The organism is Sphingomicrobium marinum (assembly GCF_026157105.1).
Taxonomy (GTDB): Bacteria; Pseudomonadota; Alphaproteobacteria; order Sphingomonadales; family Sphingomonadaceae; genus Sphingomicrobium; species Sphingomicrobium marinum.
On sequence record NZ_JANPVQ010000001.1, the window covers coordinates 1,904,825 to 1,920,475 of the forward strand.

Annotated in this window: 12 protein-coding genes; 3 read left to right on the forward strand and 9 right to left on the reverse strand. The window is 62.0% G+C overall.

Annotation, left to right across the window (positions count from 1 at the left end; translation table 11 throughout):
* Positions 1–17: 17 nt before the first annotated feature.
* Both NUX07_RS09810 and astD read left to right on the forward strand, forming a co-directional pair.
* On the forward strand, positions 18–1,397 hold the full coding sequence (locus tag NUX07_RS09810) for a protein adenylyltransferase SelO family protein (protein WP_265530392.1): 1,380 nt from the start codon (positions 18–20) through the stop codon (positions 1,395–1,397).
* Positions 1,398–1,433: 36 nt separating this feature from the next.
* Positions 1,434–2,855: a succinylglutamate-semialdehyde dehydrogenase gene (astD, locus tag NUX07_RS09815; RefSeq protein WP_265530393.1), complete on the forward strand. Its 1,422-nt coding sequence runs from the start codon at positions 1,434–1,436 to the stop codon at positions 2,853–2,855.
* A 278-nt stretch (positions 2,856–3,133) separates the two neighbouring features.
* On the opposite strand, the gene NUX07_RS09820 is transcribed toward astD, so the two are convergent.
* Both NUX07_RS09820 and NUX07_RS09825 read right to left on the reverse strand, forming a co-directional pair.
* A complete protein-coding gene (locus NUX07_RS09820) occupies positions 3,134–5,245 on the reverse strand; it encodes a prolyl oligopeptidase family serine peptidase (RefSeq protein WP_265530394.1) in 2,112 nt (703 codons plus the stop codon).
* A gap of 94 nt (positions 5,246–5,339) precedes the next feature.
* The gene (locus tag NUX07_RS09825; RefSeq protein ID WP_265530395.1) at positions 5,340–6,857 is read right to left on the reverse strand and encodes a replicative DNA helicase; all 1,518 of its coding nucleotides are present in this window, start codon (positions 6,855–6,857) and stop codon (positions 5,340–5,342) included.
* Between the two features lie 120 nt (positions 6,858–6,977).
* Between NUX07_RS09825 and dcd the strand changes: the two genes are divergently transcribed.
* The gene (gene dcd, locus NUX07_RS09830) at positions 6,978–7,532 is read left to right on the forward strand and encodes a dCTP deaminase (RefSeq protein ID WP_265530396.1); all 555 of its coding nucleotides are present in this window, start codon (positions 6,978–6,980) and stop codon (positions 7,530–7,532) included.
* 3 nt (positions 7,533–7,535) lie between these two features.
* On the opposite strand, the gene NUX07_RS09835 is transcribed toward dcd, so the two are convergent.
* The 7 genes from NUX07_RS09835 to NUX07_RS09865 form a co-directional block, all read right to left on the reverse strand.
* Complete coding sequence (locus NUX07_RS09835) at positions 7,536–8,057, reverse strand: peroxiredoxin-like family protein (protein ID WP_265530397.1); 522 nt, start codon at positions 8,055–8,057, stop codon at positions 7,536–7,538.
* A gap of 118 nt (positions 8,058–8,175) precedes the next feature.
* Positions 8,176–8,352: a YegP family protein gene (locus NUX07_RS09840; RefSeq protein WP_265530398.1), complete on the reverse strand. Its 177-nt coding sequence runs from the start codon at positions 8,350–8,352 to the stop codon at positions 8,176–8,178.
* A 78-nt stretch (positions 8,353–8,430) separates the two neighbouring features.
* Positions 8,431–9,015, reverse strand: a complete 585-nt coding sequence (locus NUX07_RS09845) for an NADPH-dependent FMN reductase (protein WP_265530399.1) — start codon at positions 9,013–9,015, stop codon at positions 8,431–8,433.
* A gap of 55 nt (positions 9,016–9,070) precedes the next feature.
* Positions 9,071–11,338 (reverse strand): ribonuclease R, encoded by a 2,268-nt coding sequence (rnr, locus tag NUX07_RS09850; RefSeq protein ID WP_265530400.1) that lies wholly within the window; start codon positions 11,336–11,338, stop codon positions 9,071–9,073.
* 99 nt (positions 11,339–11,437) lie between these two features.
* On the reverse strand, positions 11,438–12,571 hold the full coding sequence (locus tag NUX07_RS09855; RefSeq protein WP_265530401.1) for a S8 family serine peptidase: 1,134 nt from the start codon (positions 12,569–12,571) through the stop codon (positions 11,438–11,440).
* Positions 12,572–12,801: 230 nt separating this feature from the next.
* Positions 12,802–14,016, reverse strand: coding sequence for a S8 family serine peptidase (locus tag NUX07_RS09860; RefSeq protein WP_265530402.1), 1,215 nt, complete (start codon positions 14,014–14,016; stop codon positions 12,802–12,804).
* Between the two features lie 215 nt (positions 14,017–14,231).
* Positions 14,232–15,635: a M28 family metallopeptidase gene (locus tag NUX07_RS09865; RefSeq protein ID WP_265530403.1), complete on the reverse strand. Its 1,404-nt coding sequence runs from the start codon at positions 15,633–15,635 to the stop codon at positions 14,232–14,234.
* Between the last annotated feature and the right edge of the window lie 16 nt (positions 15,636–15,651).

Sequence of the window (15,651 nt, forward strand, 5' to 3'; positions counted from 1 at the left end):
TCCCCTATCGCGAGGTCATGGCATCAGAGCAACCCTATCGTGCCGATCCGGCGATCCTGTCGCTCGGTGAGGACTTTTACGATGCGGTCGATCCGGCCAATTATCCGAAGACGATCGAGCGCTTCTTCAATCATCGCCATGCCGCCAAAGTCGGGCTCGGCAAGCTAGACGAGACCGAGCGCGAACAGCATTTCGGGCGCTTCGAGCCGCTACCCGGAAACCTCGAGAAACCGCTCGCGCTGCGCTATCACGGCCACCAGTTCCGCCATTACAATCCAGAGCTTGGCGACGGGCGCGGCTTCCTGTTTGGGCAGCTGCGCGACGACAAGGACCGGCTGCTCGACCTTGGCACCAAGGGTAGCGGGCAAACGCCGTGGAGCCGGCGCGGCGACGGTCGCCTGACCTTGAAGGGCGGCGTGCGCGAAATCCTTGCCACCGAGATGCTCGAGGCGCTGGGCGTCAACACCAGCAAGACCTTCGCGCTGTACGAAACGGGCGAACAGTTGTGGCGGGGTGACGAGCCCTCCCCCACCCGTTCCAGCGTGATGACGCGGCTTTCCCACGGACATATCCGCATCGGCAGCTTCCAGCGCCTCGCCTTCTACCAGGATCGCGACAATCTTTCCCGGCTGGTCGATTACTGCCTCGATCAGCTCTACGGCGAAACGCTAGAGGGCGACACGCAAGCGCGGGCCCTACGCTTGTTCGATCTTGTCGCCAGCACCACCGCCGAACTGGCCGCCAGCTACATGGTCGCGGGCTTTGTCCACGGCGTGCTCAACAGCGATAACATCGCCATCACCGGCGAGAGCTTCGACTATGGCCCGTGGCGCTTCACGCCGAAGTGGGAGGAAGGCTTCACCGCCGCCTATTTCGACGAAATGGGGCTCTACAGCTTTGGCCGCCAGCCCGAGGCGATCCACTGGGATCTGGTCCAGCTGGGCTCCAGCCTCACGCTCATCGGCGAGATCGAGGACCTCCAACCCATCGCAAACCGCTGGACCGACCGCTTCGATGCGGCGCTGATCGAAAAGCTGCTACAGCGGCTCGGTGTCGCGCCAGGCGAGGATGATCGCGAACTTGCGCAATCGATTGTGACGGCGCTCGGCACCAATGACGTGCTCATAGATCGCTTCTTCTTCGACTGGCGCGGGGGCATCGATCCGGGCGGCGACATCTATGCGGGCGAGGACTTCCGCAAGCTCGCTACATTGCTCGAAGGGCGCGCGAATAAGGACGCCCGCTCCCATCCGTACTGGTCCGACACGGCGCCCTGTTCGATGCACATCGAGGAAGTTGAATCCATTTGGGATGCAATCGCCGAAAATGACGACTGGCAGCCGTTATACGACAAGATCGACGCCATTCGTCGCATGGGCGAGGCGATGGGTGCTTGACCGGGGCCGCTGCCCTCTGCAAACCGCAATTTACCTATGAAATTAATCTCCCACGAACCTGCAACCGGCGATCTCATCTGGGAAGGTGAGTCCGGCGATGCCGCCGAAGAAGTCGCGAAGGCGCGGGCATCGTGGGCGGAATGGGCGGCCCGCTCCTTCACCTACCGCGCCGAAACGCTCCGGCGCTTCGTCAATGTCGTGCGCTCGAAGGAACAGGATTTCGCGGACCTGATCGCGCGCGAGGCCGGCAAGCCTTTCTGGGAAGCCAAGACCGAAGTCGGCGCCGTCATCGGCAAGGTCGATATCAGCACCAACGCCTGGTCCGACCGCACCGGCAACAAGAAGCTCGAAGCGGCGATGGGCAACAAGGTTTCGGTGCGCCACAAGCCGCACGGCGTGCTCGCGGTGCTGGGGCCGTACAACTTCCCCGCGCACCTGCCCAACGGCCACATCGTGCCCGCGCTGCTGGCGGGTAATGCGGTCGTCTTCAAGCCATCGGAAAAGACCCCGGCGAGCGGTCAATTCCTCGTCGATTGCTATCACGAAGCGGGCGTGCCCGAAGGCGTGATCCGCTGCCTGCAGGGTGGGCCCGAGGTTGGCAAGGCGCTCGCCAGCGATCCCGGCATCGACGGCCTGCTGTTCACCGGCAGCGCGCATGTCGGCAAGATTCTGCACCAGCATTTTGCCGATACGCCGCAGAAAATCCTCGCCATCGAAGCGGGCGGCAACAACCCGCTCGTCGCGTGGGACATGAAGGACATCCACGCCGCCGCGGCGATTATCGTCCAGTCGGCCTATCTCTCGGCGGGCCAGCGTTGCACCTGCGCGCGCCGCCTGATCGTGTCCGAAGAAGGGCATGAGCGGATCCTCGACGAAGTGCTCCGCCTGATCGACCGCATTATCGTCGATCACCCGCATGCCGATCCGCAGCCCTTCATGGGCCCGCTGATCGACAATGCCAGCGCCGACAAGGTGCAGGACCAGTATATGAATCTCATGATGAAGGGCGGCACGCCGATCCGGCGGCTCGACCGCCCTTATGAGGAGCGCCCTTACCTCACCCCCGCGCTGATCGACGTCACCAATGTGCGCGATCGCCCGGACGAGGAGATTTTCGGCCCCGTCCTGCAGCTCATTCGCGTCCGCGATTTCGACGAGGCGATCAGGGAAGCCAACAACACCCGCTTCGGCCTCGCCGCCAGTGTGCTGACGCGCGAACCCAAGAATTACAACAAGTTCTGGGCCAATGTGCGCGCCGGCGTGATCAACTGGAACAAGCCTACCAACGGCGCCCCCTCGACCGCCCCATTCGGCGGCGTCGGCATCAGCGGCAACCACCGCCCCAGCGCCTATTACGCCGCGGACTATTGCGCCTATCCGGTCACCAGCGTGGAAGCCGAATTGTGCCGGGCAAATATCGGCCAGGGCCTGCGCGATCCGAATATGATCGAGGATTAGGGTGAGCCCCTACTTCAAAGCGTGGGGTTTACTGATAATCGGGATCGGAAGCGCGCTCTTCATGCTTTGGTGTTCTGATGCCGGAACAAGCCACTTCATGACGGTCATTTTTGTCTTTGGGATCGGGGTTTATGTACTCCGATGTCCAAATTGCGGAAAGCCGCTTCTCTTGCGGCGAGGGTTGTTTGTGCCTTGGCCAGAGAAGATCTGCGGCAAGTGTGAAACGGATCTGACAGCCTAGAGCATTAGGGGCGAACCAAAGTCCGCCCCTGAGGAACCTAATCCATCAGCTGCTGCATCAGGTAGGTGTAGCGGAGCGCCAGTAGCTTAGCCTGCTGCTCGGGATCGTTACCGCCCGAATGCCCGCCGACCATGTCCTCATAATAGAGATAGGGCTGGCCGTTGGCGTCCATCTTCGCGGCGGCCTTGCGGCCGTGGCTCGGGTGGGTGCGATCATCCGCCGTCGAGGTGACGTAGAGCACCTTGGGGAACTGCGCCCCCGGCACCAACTTCTGGTAGGGCGAATAGGGTTCGATCCATTCGCGCTGTTCGGGAATGCGCGGGTCGCCATACTCGCCGATCCACGAGGCGCCGCGACCGATCTCGTGATAGCGCAGCATGTCGAACAGCGGGATCGCCACGATCGCCGCGTCGAACAAATCAGGCCGCTGCGTGAAGGCGGTGCCCACCAGAAGCCCGCCCTGGCTACCGCCCGAAATGCCGAGATGGTCGGGGCTGGTCAGCCCACGATCGACTACCTCCTGCGCAATGGCGATGAAATCGTCCCACGTGCGCTGCTTGTTCTCGCGGATCGCGGTCTGGTGCCACTCGGGCCCGAACTCCCCGCCGCCGCGCATATTGCCGAGCACGTAGGCCCCGCCACGCTCCAGCCACAGCTTGCCGGTGGAACCCAGATAGGCGGGAACACGGCTGACCTGGAAGCCTCCATAGCCCGTCAGCAGCGTGGGGGTGGAACCGTCCATCACCGTGTCTTCAGCGCGCACCACGAAATAGGGGATTTTCGATCCGTCCGCGCTGGTCGCTTCCATCTGTTCGATGACATAGCCGTCGGCATCGAAGCGCTCGGGCTGTTGCTTGAGCTGCTCGAGCTGGTCGGTCTCGCCATTGTAGAACCAGGTCGTGGTCGGATTGAGGAAATCAGTCGAATAGAGCAGCACTTCGTCGGTGACGTCCGAGGCCGAGCCGATCGAGAGCGTCGCATTGTCGGGCAGCGGCAGCTGCTTCTTCACCCACGCACCGTCGACATAATTATATTTGTAGACCCGCCCGCGCACATTATCGAGCACGCCGACATACATCGAGCCCGCGGTGGAGTTGGCGCCGCGCCGCGTCTGGCGATCCGCGGGCAACCAGACCGGCTCCCATGTCACGCCGTTCGGGTTGGCCTTGAAGGCCTCGAGGTCGGTCGAAAGCAATGCGTCGGCGGGATAGGTGACCCCGCCACTTTCCCACGGCACGTCGAGCGACAGCAGCATCTGGCCATCGACGATCCCGGCGGGATTGGCTTTTGTGGGAATGTCGAGCTTCACCCAATTGCCATCGACTTCCCAATAATATTCGCGCTCGTGGAAATTGAGCCCGCGCGAGGCCATGCGGCCCTGGATCACGTAATCGCCATCGCGCACGATCGAGGCCCCCGCCGAAACGTCTGTGGGCTCCCCTCGAAAGATCTCGGTCGCCTGGTCGAGTGACTGGCCGCGCTTCAGGATCTTGGAGACGTAGGGATATTCGCTTTCGGTCAGCGTGCCGTCACCCCAGTCGCGCGTGACGATGACCGTATCCTTGTCGATCCACTGGACGCTGCCGAGCCCCTCGGGGAAGAAGAAACCGCCCTCGACGAATTCGCGCTTTTCGAGGTCGAATTCGCGCAGTTCGCTGGCATCCTTGCCGCCATCGGACAGCGCCAACAGGCAATATTTGCGCTCGGGCGGCAGGCAGTTGAGGCCGCGATACACCCACTCGCGCCCCTCGGCCTTAGCCAATGCATCGATATCGAGCACCACGTCCCAATCGGGATCGTCGGTGCGGTAGCTTTCCATCGTCGTGAAGCGCACCAACCCCTTGGGATTCTCATCGTCCTGCCAGAAATTCATCAGACCCTGCGGCCAGATCGAGACGCCCGGCACGCGGTCATCGGCGGTAAGGATATCGTAGGCGTCCTTGCGCAGTTCCTCGAACCGCGGATCGGTGAAGAGCGCCGCTTCGGTTTTCTCGTTTTCGGCAGAAACCCATGCGAGCGCTTCATCGCTGCGGGCGTCTTCCAGCCAGATAAACGGATCGTCGTCAGGCCCGGGCACGCCATCTTGTGCCGCAGCGGGCGTAGCAAGGGCAAGCGCGGCGGCGGTGCCGCCAAGCAGTGGCTTTTTCATGTATTACTCTCCGTGACGCAAAGATATACGCGGGAGCGTAGTGCGTGGCATCGACGACGGAAAGGGCGCTCGACAAACTGGCGCAGGGATACGACTACCCCCGCATCTCCGGCGCATAGGTATCGTCCATTGGCGCGTCCGAGAAGCGCGTCACGCGCGCGTCGAACTTCATCTTCACGCGGCCGGTGGCGCCGTGGCGCTGTTTGGCGACGATCAACTCGGCCATCTGGTAGACGCGTTCCATGTCGCGCGACCATTGTTCATGGGCTTCCCACACCGCGGCATCATCGCCCTCGATCGGCTTTTTGGGCTCGCGCGCGTTGACGTAATATTCCTCGCGATAGACGAACAGCACGATATCCGCGTCCTGCTCGATCGAGCCGGATTCGCGAAGATCGGACAGCATCGGCTTCTTGTCCTCGCGCTGCTCGACCGCACGGCTGAGCTGCGACAGCGCCAGCACCGGAACGTCGAGTTCCTTGGCGAGCTGCTTGAGACCGCGCGAAATCTCCGAGATTTCCTGCACGCGATTGTCGTTCGACCCGCGCCCCGATCCTTGGAGCAGCTGGAGATAATCGACCACGACCATCCCGATGCCCTTTTGGCGCTTGAGCCGCCGCGCGCGGGTGCGCAGCGCGGCGATGGTGAGGCCCGGCGTATCGTCGATATAAAGCGGCAGCGTCGACAAGTCGGCGGCAGCGCGCGCGAGGTTGGTGAATTCCTGCTTGGAAATCTTCCCCATGCGCAAATTTTCGGAAGAGATGCCCGATTGCTCGGCAAGGATACGCGTGGCCAGCTGGTCGGCGGACATTTCCAGACTGAAGAAGGCGACCGGCGCGCCCGCCGATTTCTTCTCCTCGATGCCGTCTTCCATGTCGCGCACGAAGCGCTGCGCGGCGGCAAAGGCCATGTTGGTGGCAAGCGAGGTCTTGCCCATGCCAGGACGTCCAGCGAGGATCAGCAGATCCGAGTGGTGCAGGCCGCCGATCTTGGAATTGACGCCCTCGATCCCGGTGGTGATCCCGCTGAGGTGCCCGCCCGAATTCAGCGCCTTTTCGGCCATTTCGATCGCGACCTTCGAGGCATCGCCAAAGCTCTTGGCCTTGCCGTCCGCCCCGCCTTCTTCGGCGACGCGGTAGAGCGCGGTTTCGGCGCGTTCGACCTGTTCCAATGGCGCGACTTCTTCGGACGTGTCGAGCGCATCCTCGACCATGTCGCGGCCGACATCGACCAGTGCGCGTAGCAGCGCGAGGTCATAGATCTGCGCCGCGAAATCGCGCGCGCCGATCACGCTGGCGCCACTACCCGTCAGCTTGGCGAGATAGGCCGGCCCGCCCAGTTCCTTCATCGCCTCGTCCGCTTCGAACAGCGGCTTCAGCGTCACCGGGTTGGCGACCATGTTGCGGTCGGTCAGCTTGAGGATCTGTTCGTAGATGCGCCCGTGGAGCGGTTCGAAGAAATGCTCGGCGCGCAGCTTCATCTGCACGTCTTCGACCAGCCTATTATCGATCATCAGCGCGCCGAGGAGCGCGGCTTCCGCCTCGATATTCTGGGGTAGGGTCTGCTGCTTGTCGGGCTCCTCGCCCGAACCGATCGAAACAATCTCTGCCATGGGACGATCCTATATATCAGAAAATGCGGCTGTGCGGGCTAGCCTAAAAATTTCGGTGGGCAGATTGTGGATAAGTTTCACATTTGCGTGGATAGGATTTGTCCGCCACACCATGCAGCCATGAGCATTCTTTCCGACAAGTGGATTCGCGAACAATCACAGACGAACGGCATGATCGAACCCTTCGTCGAGGCGCAGCGGCGCGAGGGCAATATCAGCTACGGCCTGTCGAGCTATGGCTATGACGCGCGGGTTGCCGACGAATTCAAGATATTCACCAATATCGACAGTGCGGTCGTCGATCCCAAGAATTTCGCCGACAACAGTTTCGTCGACAAGCAGACCGATTGCTGCATCATCCCGCCCAACAGCTTTGCGCTCGCGCGGACGGTCGAATATTTCCGCATCCCCGAAGACGTGCTCGTCATCTGCCTAGGCAAATCGACCTATGCGCGCTGCGGCATCATCGTAAACGTCACACCGCTCGAACCCGGCTGGGAAGGCCATGTGACGCTGGAATTTTCCAACACCACCCCGCTCCCCGCCAAGATCTACGCCAACGAAGGCGCCTGCCAGTTCCTCTTCCTCAAGGGGAACGAGCGCTGCGAAACCAGCTACAAGGACCGCGCCGGCAAATATATGGGCCAGCAGGGCGTCACGCTGCCCAAGCTCTAGCGCCTATTCGACCGTACCGCGCGGCGGGTAGTTCTTGTCTTTCACGAAATCGAGCGCGCCCAGCAGCTCCTTGAAGCTCGGCCGCGTGAAGGGCATCGATTGCAGGGTGACCGCGTAGAGCGTGCGATCGGGATGAATGAGGAACGTGCCCGGCTCGGAAAAACGCTCCGGTTCTTCCGATCCGTCTCGCTTGTTGCTGATGTAGAGGCCGTAGGAGCGCGCTTCGTCTTCGCTGAGATCATAAGCAATCGGCACGTTGTCGATGTCCCATTCGTCGCGCGCGATCTGCGCGCGTTCTTCCCCATCCATCGACAGGGCGACGACCTTGATGCCGCGTTCGGCATAGTCATCGACAAGCCCGTTCAGTTCCTGGAGCCACTTGCGGCACAGCGGACAATGTTTGCCGCGATAGAATGCGAGGATGGTCAGATAGTCCCCGCCATCAGCGGACAGGCTGAATCGACCGCCATCGATCAGCGGTAGATCCAGATCGGGAACATCATGGGTGGGGATGAGGCGGGGCATCGACAGTCTCCTTTGTTCGACTTATTTGAACAATGGTTCTCGAAGATGACGGTTCCAAGGCCCCAAAAGAAAAAGCCCCGGCGCGAACCGGGGCTTCTGATTTAGTAAGGCAGAGGAGCTAGCTTTCGTCGACCACTTCGGCACCAGGACCGTTTTTGAGGATCGAGTCGATCGCGTTCTTCGCCGAGCTCTTCGAGCTGTAGCCTTCGGTCCAGAAAATCTTTTCCGAATTATAGTTGAAGGAAACGCGGAACTCGCCCTTCTTGTCCTTGGTGATGTGGAAACGATGCGGCATGTGACCTCCCTGCTGAAATGTGAGAATTCAGCCTGTCAGTGTGCCGCCGCACCGTCAACCGCTAGAGTCGTCTAGCCGTCATTGCGCGTGTTCGCTGCCGCCGCGCACCATCTGTTCGATGTGGTTGGCGAAGGCCTTGGCGAATTTCTCGACCTCGCGCTTGAGCCCATCGTCGTTGATGGTACCGTCGAGGTCGATCTTGTCGTCATTGACGCCGCCATAATAGGCTTCGGGCTGCCCCATGTCGGGCATGTCGAGCGTCTTGAAACAGGGCAGGATGGCAAGCGTACCGCCCAGCGCCCCGGTCGATCCGGGCGTCGCCGAGTAGACCGCGCAGGGTTTGCCGACCAACGCGCCTTTGCCGTACGGGCGCGAGCCGACATCGATGGCATTCTTCAGCGCGCCGGTAAGCGAGCGATTCCATTCGGGGCTGGAGAACAGCACGCCATCGGTCTGGTCGATTGCATCGCGGAAAGTGGCCCAAGCTTTCGGTCGGTCGTCGTCATTATCGATTTCGGGGTTGTATAGCGGAAGGTCGGCGATCGGAACTTCGTGGATCGTGACGCGATCCTCGACCATCCTGGTGATGGCCTTGCCGATGCGGCGGTTGAAACTTGCCTTGCGGATCGATCCGTTGATGAAGGCGATGGTGGGAAGGGTCATTCAATAACTCCGTTGGCAATTCCTGCTTTCTTGTTGTTGCCAACGGGCTATCTCCTCACTTGTTGCGCGCCCTGCCCTTAGGTCCGCCCTTGGGCTTTCCGCGATCACGCCTTTTCTTGCCGCCGCCCCTGCCATCGCTCCTGCCGCCCTTGCCCTTGGGCCGGCCGCGATGACCGCGATCGTTGGCATCGCCGCCATAGCTGCCTTCGGGGAGTTCGAAGCGTAGCGCGCCCGAAACCGGATCGGCCTCGACCAGCTTGAGTTCGAGCCTCATGCCGGGTTTGTAGGTGTCGCCGCTGTCATCGCCGATCAACGCCTGCGTTTTCTCGTCGTAGCGGAAATATTCGCGGCCCAGCGTCTTGGCGAGAACCAGCCCGTCGCCGCCAAGATCCTCGACCGTCGCAAAGAAGCCGAAGGGCTGCACGCCGGTAATCTTGGCGCGCACGATCTGCCCGACCTGATCTGCGAGGTAGGCCGCGACATAGCGATCGATCGTATCGCGCTCGGCCTCCATCGCGCGGCGCTCGAGCCCCGAGATGAGCTCGCCGACGGCGTCGATCTCGTTGGCGTCCTCGGTGGGTAGTCCGCCCGGCCCAAGCTTGTAGACGTTGACCAGCGAGCGATGCACGATGAGGTCGGCATAGCGGCGAATGGGCGAGGTGAAGTGCGCATAGCTGCCCAGCGCCAACCCAAAATGGCCGAGCGGCTCGCCGCCATAGCGTGCCTGCATCTGGCTCCTGAGAATTTGGATCATCACTTCTTCGCGCGAATCTTCGGGTGTGCGGTCGATGACCGCGTTGAAGGTCGACGGCCGGATCACCTGGCCAAGCGTGAAGGGGATATCGAGGCTGGCGAGATAGTCCTTGAGACCCGTCAGCTTCTCGCGATCGGGCACTTCGTGGATCCGATACATGACCGGCGCCTTCTTCTTTTCAAGCGCCTTGGCGGCGGCGACATTGGCGGCGATCATATAGTCTTCGACCAGGCGGTGCGCATCGAGCCTCTCGCGCGGCGCGACCGACATGATGCGACCTTTTTCGTCGAGCTGGACGCGGCGTTCGGGCAGGTCGAGATCGAGCGGTTCGCGGCTTTCACGCGCGGATAGCAATACCTTCCAGCAGTCCCACAACGGCTTGAGCGCGGTTTCGACCAATTCGGGATCGACGCGATCCTTTTCTCCGTCGATCGCGGCCTGCGCGTCTTCATAGGCAATGTTGGCTGCAAGACGTACCTTGGCACGGGTGAAGCGATAGCTCTTGAGATTGCCGCCGCTGTCGATCTGCAAGTGGCAAGCCATGGCGGCACGATCGACGCCTTCCTTCAAAGAGCAAATGCCCGCCGACAATTCCTCGGGCAGCATGGGGACGACGCGATCGGGGAAATAGACGCTGTTGCCGCGCTTGCGCGCTTCGCGATCGAGTTCGCTACCGGGCCGCACGTAAAAGCTGACGTCGGCGATCGCAACGATCGCCTTGTAGCCGCCGGGATTATCCTTGGCATCGTCATGCTCTGCCCAGATCGCATCGTCATGATCGCGCGCGTCTTCGGGATCGATGGCGACGATGGGCAAATGCGTGAGGTCCTCGCGATTGTCACCCAGGTCGAGCTTGGCGACCTTCTCGGCTTCCTTGATGACCTTGTCGGGGAAGCGGTCGCGAATGCCGTATTTGTGGATGGCGATGAGGCTGAAGCTCTTGGGCGCGAACGGATCGCCCAGGACAGCATCGACGTTTGCGGCCGGGTTGCGTCCCTTGCTGGCCGGTTCGGCGAGCACGAGGTCGCCGACCTCCGCGCCGTTCAAATCGCGCAGCAGGAAATGCGTACGCTGCTTCTTGTCGATCGGCGCAAGAAAGTATCGGCTGCCTTCCTGCCGCACGACGCCCATCAGCATTTCTGCCGAGCGCGCCAGCTTTTTCATGACATGCGCGACATGGCCCTTGCCGCGCTCTTCGGTCCGCGCCAGCACCCGGTCGTTGACCGCCAGCGCAGATTGCCGGCCGCGTTCGACAATGCGCAACTTCGGTTTGGGTGTTTCGGCCGACCATTGCTCCGGTTCGGCCCATACCTCGCCATCATCGGTCGAGACGACGCGCAGCACGGTGACCCGCGGGACACCGCCCATCTTGTGGAAGGCGCGACCAGGCGAATGATCGATCAGCCCTTCGTCCGCCATGTCCTTGAGCAGACGTTTGAGGCCGATCTTCTCCTGCCCCTTGAGGCGGAATTCCTTGGCGATCTCGCGCTTTCCGACCTTGCTGTCAGAACGTTCGATGAAGTCTAGGATTTGCTGCGGGCTCGGCAGCCCTTCTTGTTTGCGTGCCATGAAGCATCAATGGGTGAGCCCCGAGTTTCGTTCAATGCGAAGCGCAAAAAGAAAAGGGCCGACGCGAACGCCGGCCCTTTCCTTCATATCGGTCAAATTCTAGCGAACGCCGACTGTATAGCTGTCACCGTCCGGGCCGGTGATGCTGCCACCATTGCTGATGTTGCCCCACAGCAGGAGGCCGGCAGCGTGCGGGGCGGCCATCGACGTACCCGACAAGGTGGCGTACCCGCCATCCTTGTAGGTCGACAGGATCGACGAGCCGGGTTCGATATAATCGATCGGCGGCTGCCCGTAATTCGAGAAGGACGAGAAGCCATCGGTGCTCGTGCTCGACGCGATCGTGTAGACGTTGGCGCCATTCGCACTAGCCGGGCTCTTGGTGTTCGCATCGGTCGACTCATTGCCGGCCGCGAGCACGAAGTTGATGCCACCAGCAGCCGCCGCAACCACTGCATCGTTTAGTGCGTCGGACTTGCCGCCGCCGAGGCTGAGATTGGCGACATCGCCATTATTGCCGACGGCACCGACATGGTCGACACCGGCGATGATGCCCGAGTAGCTGCCCGAGCCGCGACGGTCGAGGACGCGTACCGAGACGACGGTTGCGCCGGCAGCAACACCAATCACACCGCGATCGTTATCGATTGCTGCGATGGTGCCAGCAACGTGCGTGCCGTGACCGTTATAATCGTCCGCATCGCCTTTCACGAAGCTGACCGAATCGGCGACATTCACATTGAGGTCTTCGTGATCGAAATCGACGCCCGTATCGAGGACGTACGCAACATTGCCGCCGGTATAGGTAGCCCCGCCACCAACGCGCGTGATGCCCCACGGCGTTTCCTGCGGCGGCGGCGTGGTGTCACCACCACCACCCGGACCCTTGCCCGGAGGCGGCGCCTTCGCTTTTACGGGGAAGTTGAGCGTCGCAAGCTGGTCCTGCTCGCAGCTCTCGACCGAGAAGCCGTTGCGCTTGAGCATCGCCTGCGGATTGGCATTTTCGCTTGGCAGCTTCACCGCGAAGCCGCGAATGGTATGCTTGTAGGCGTGCAGCTTCTGCCCACCCAGGGCAGCAACAGCACGATCCGAACGACGGTCGACCTCGAAGGCCGAAACGCTATCGTCGAACTGGCAGATAAACTGGCCCGGAATGGCCTTGGGTGCGGCAACAGCCGGAGCAGCAACCGCTACCGCCGATACGCTGGCGGCCCACAACAGAATCTTTTGCAATGATTTTCCCCTAACTCATGTGACTTGAGGAGTGGGAGAGTTCCGCTGCAGCGGTGGATCGTCAAGGGCGATCGGGGGCAAAAAGTGACGAGGCTGTCGATTATGCAACCGGTGACATAAACGTCACAAAAACGCGGCGGAAATACGTCGCTGCACCTGCGAACGTCGCATAAGAAAAGGGCCCGCGCGAACGCCGGCCCTTCCCTGTTTTCAGCTTTTGCTGCGTTGGCTTAGCGGACGCCGATCGGATCGGGGTTGCCGTCCGGATCGCCGTTGACCGTGCCGTCGGTGCGGACATTGCCCAGCAGCATCAGGCCTGCCAGATGCGGCGCGGCCATCGAGGTACCCGAATAGGTCGCATAAGCATTGTCCTTACCGTTGTAGACGCTACCTGGAACGGTCGAACGGATCGACGAACCCGGTTCCGCGTAATCGACCGGCGGGTTGCCGTAATTCGAGAAGCTCGACCAGTTGTCGCCGCTCGCGAACGAGCTCACCGTGTAGACGTTGTCGCCTTCGGCGCTGGCCGGGCTCTTGGTCGTGGCCGAGGTGCTTTCGTTACCCGCGGCGAGCGAGAACTTCACGCCGGTCGCCGCCGCAGCGCTAACTGCGTCGTTGAGCGACTGGCTGTAGCCACCGCCAAGGCTCATGTTGGCGACATCGCCGTTCGAACCGTTGGCCGCGACATGATCGACGCCGGCAATCACGCCCGAGTAGCTGCCCGAACCGCTGTCGGAGAGCACCTTGACCGGGACCACGGTCGCACCGGCGGCAACGCCGATGACGCCATAGCCGTTGTCGATCGCGGCAATCGTGCCGGCGACGTGCGTGCCGTGACCCTGGCGATCCTTGGCGTCGTCATTGAACGCCGTGAAGGCGCGCGAATAGTCGACGTTGAGGTCCCAGTGATCGGCGATGCCGGTGTCGAGCACCCATGCCGTGCCGGACGCACCCGAAACACCGCCATTGACGCGGGCGATACCCCACGGCGTGCTCTGGCTCGGGCTGGTGGGCGGATCGCTTGCCGGCGGATCGGTCGGGTCACCACCGCCATCCTTGGGCGGCTTGCCCGGCTTGTCCGGCTTACCAGGCTTCCCGCCCGGTGCCTTGGCCTTTACCGGAAATACCAGTGTTGCTTCCTGGTCCATTTCGCAGCTGTCGACCGAAAAACCGTTGCGCTTCAGCATTGCCTGCGGATTGGCATTGGCGTTGGGAAGGCGCACGGCAAATCCTTTGATCGCGTGCTTGTAGCTGTGCAGCTTTCTGCCACCCAGCGCTGCCACGGCGCGGGCCGAACGACGGTCGACGTCGGCGGCAGCAACGCTGGCGTCGAACGTGCAAATATACTGGTTCGGAATGTATTTCGGTGCAGCAGCAGCAGGCGCCGCGCTCGCAACCGTCATTACACCCGCGGCCGTCGCGAGCAGAGTCAGTTTACCAATCATGTAATCCCCTTCCCCAAGGTGTTTGTGAGCACACCCACGGTTTCGGTCGAACGGGCAATGGTCAACCGCTTTCGAGTCTCTAATCGAGACAGAGTGGCAGTTTTGCAAAGGCGTTGCGGAAAGGTCGCAATAAATTCGCAGTTTCGCGTCAAAGAGTCGGCAAGACGACCGTTTTACAAGCGGTTTACGCGATTTCCGATAACGCTGTTATCACCTCATTCTTGATCGATCGTTGCCCAATCTCCGCCGGGTACGGCGCTGACCACGGGGCTGTGATGGCCTTCGTCCGAAACCGAGCCGACGCCGAAGATCCAGTCGTCGACGCGAATGCCTTCGAGCACATATTCGCAGCCTTCCGCCGTGCATGCATCGGAGCCGGCACGACGATGCTCATCGCTCCAATTGGACGCATCTGTGCGTCGCCAGGCGATACGATAATGATCGGCGCCGGCGACCGGCTGCCAACGCAGCGTGGTCGATGTCTGGACGGCGCCGGCGGCCCGTACGTCGGTTGGCGGCGGCGGCGCGCTCGCCAACTCAGCCAGTGCGGCAATGTTCAGCCGCGTCACCTTGGCGAGATAGGCAAAGTCCATCTCGTCTGGCGTATCGCCGTAAGTCACGCCATCTTCGACGCGCAGGTCCTGGTGCTGGTGATCGTAATCCTCGACCGCAACCGCAAACCTGATCGCGGGATAGCCGGCATTGAGGAACTCGATATGGTCGCCCCCGCGGCCCCAGCGATCGGTCCGCCAGATCGGACGCACGTCGAGCCCGATCTGCGGCAGCCGATCGGCGAGCGTGTCGAGGTAACGCCCGAGGTTGCGGCTCGGCGCGTCGTTCTCGCCGCCGCGGCGGCGCTGCTGCGCGGCGAGATCATCGCCATAGCCATCGGTGCGCGGTCCTTCGGAAAAGACCCGCACATGATCGGCATCGCAGTGGCCATCCGAACCGCAGCTATTGCCGATCACGTCATTGTTGAGATTGGCGATCACGTTCCAGCCCTGCGCCTTGGCATAGGCGGCCAGGATCCTGGCGCCGAACAATCCCTGCTCCTCGCCCGCCAGCGTGGCATAGATGATCGTGGCGTCGAAGGCCTTGGGGCTGAGCAGCCGCGCGGCTTCGATGACCGCTACCGTGCCCGATCCGTCATCGTTGGCGCCCGGCGCATCGTCGGTGAAGTTCATCGCATCGGTCACGCGGCTGTCTATATGCGCGGTCATGATGATCACGTCGTTGGGTCGTTCGGTGCCGCGCTGGATCCCGATCGCGCTGCACACGCGCGTGGGTTCGGGGATGCGGTCGCCGGTCACGACATCGCAAACCTGGCTTGCCTCAAGCCCCATTTCGGCAAACTTTGCCTCGGCCCAGCGCACCGCCGCGCCGATACCGCGGTTTGGATCGGTCTGGCTCGACAGGGTGTGGCGCGTGCCAAAGCCCACCAGCGTGTCGATATCGGCGCGCAGCCGGTCCTCGCTTACGTCCTCGGACAGCGCGAGCAGCGCCGCATCACGCTCGGCATGCATGGCGTGGCCGTGGTGCTGCATATCGCCGCCGCCGTGATGATCGGTGGCCAAAGCGGGCGCGGTGAGAAGGGTGGCGGCAAGCAACACGGTACGCATGGGCAATCTCCTTTGC

What these genes read in the sequence shown, in the direction of transcription:
- astD (WP_265530393.1), top strand. Translation starts at nt 1,434, where the DNA reads ATGAAATTAATCTCCCACGAACCTGCAACCGGCGATCTCATCTGGGAA.
- NUX07_RS09825 (WP_265530395.1), bottom strand. Translation starts at nt 6,857, where the DNA reads ATGGCAGAGATTGTTTCGATCGGTTCGGGCGAGGAGCCCGACAAGCAG.
- rnr (WP_265530400.1), bottom strand. Translation starts at nt 11,338, where the DNA reads ATGGCACGCAAACAAGAAGGGCTGCCGAGCCCGCAGCAAATCCTAGAC.
- NUX07_RS09860 (WP_265530402.1), bottom strand. Translation starts at nt 14,016, where the DNA reads ATGATTGGTAAACTGACTCTGCTCGCGACGGCCGCGGGTGTAATGACG.
- NUX07_RS09820 (WP_265530394.1), bottom strand. Translation starts at nt 5,245, where the DNA reads ATGAAAAAGCCACTGCTTGGCGGCACCGCCGCCGCGCTTGCCCTTGCT.
- dcd (WP_265530396.1), top strand. Translation starts at nt 6,978, where the DNA reads ATGAGCATTCTTTCCGACAAGTGGATTCGCGAACAATCACAGACGAAC.
- NUX07_RS09835 (WP_265530397.1), bottom strand. Translation starts at nt 8,057, where the DNA reads ATGCCCCGCCTCATCCCCACCCATGATGTTCCCGATCTGGATCTACCG.
- NUX07_RS09845 (WP_265530399.1), bottom strand. Translation starts at nt 9,015, where the DNA reads ATGACCCTTCCCACCATCGCCTTCATCAACGGATCGATCCGCAAGGCA.
- NUX07_RS09840 (WP_265530398.1), bottom strand. Translation starts at nt 8,352, where the DNA reads ATGCCGCATCGTTTCCACATCACCAAGGACAAGAAGGGCGAGTTCCGC.
- NUX07_RS09810 (WP_265530392.1), top strand. Translation starts at nt 18, where the DNA reads ATGGCATCAGAGCAACCCTATCGTGCCGATCCGGCGATCCTGTCGCTC.
- NUX07_RS09865 (WP_265530403.1), bottom strand. Translation starts at nt 15,635, where the DNA reads ATGCGTACCGTGTTGCTTGCCGCCACCCTTCTCACCGCGCCCGCTTTG.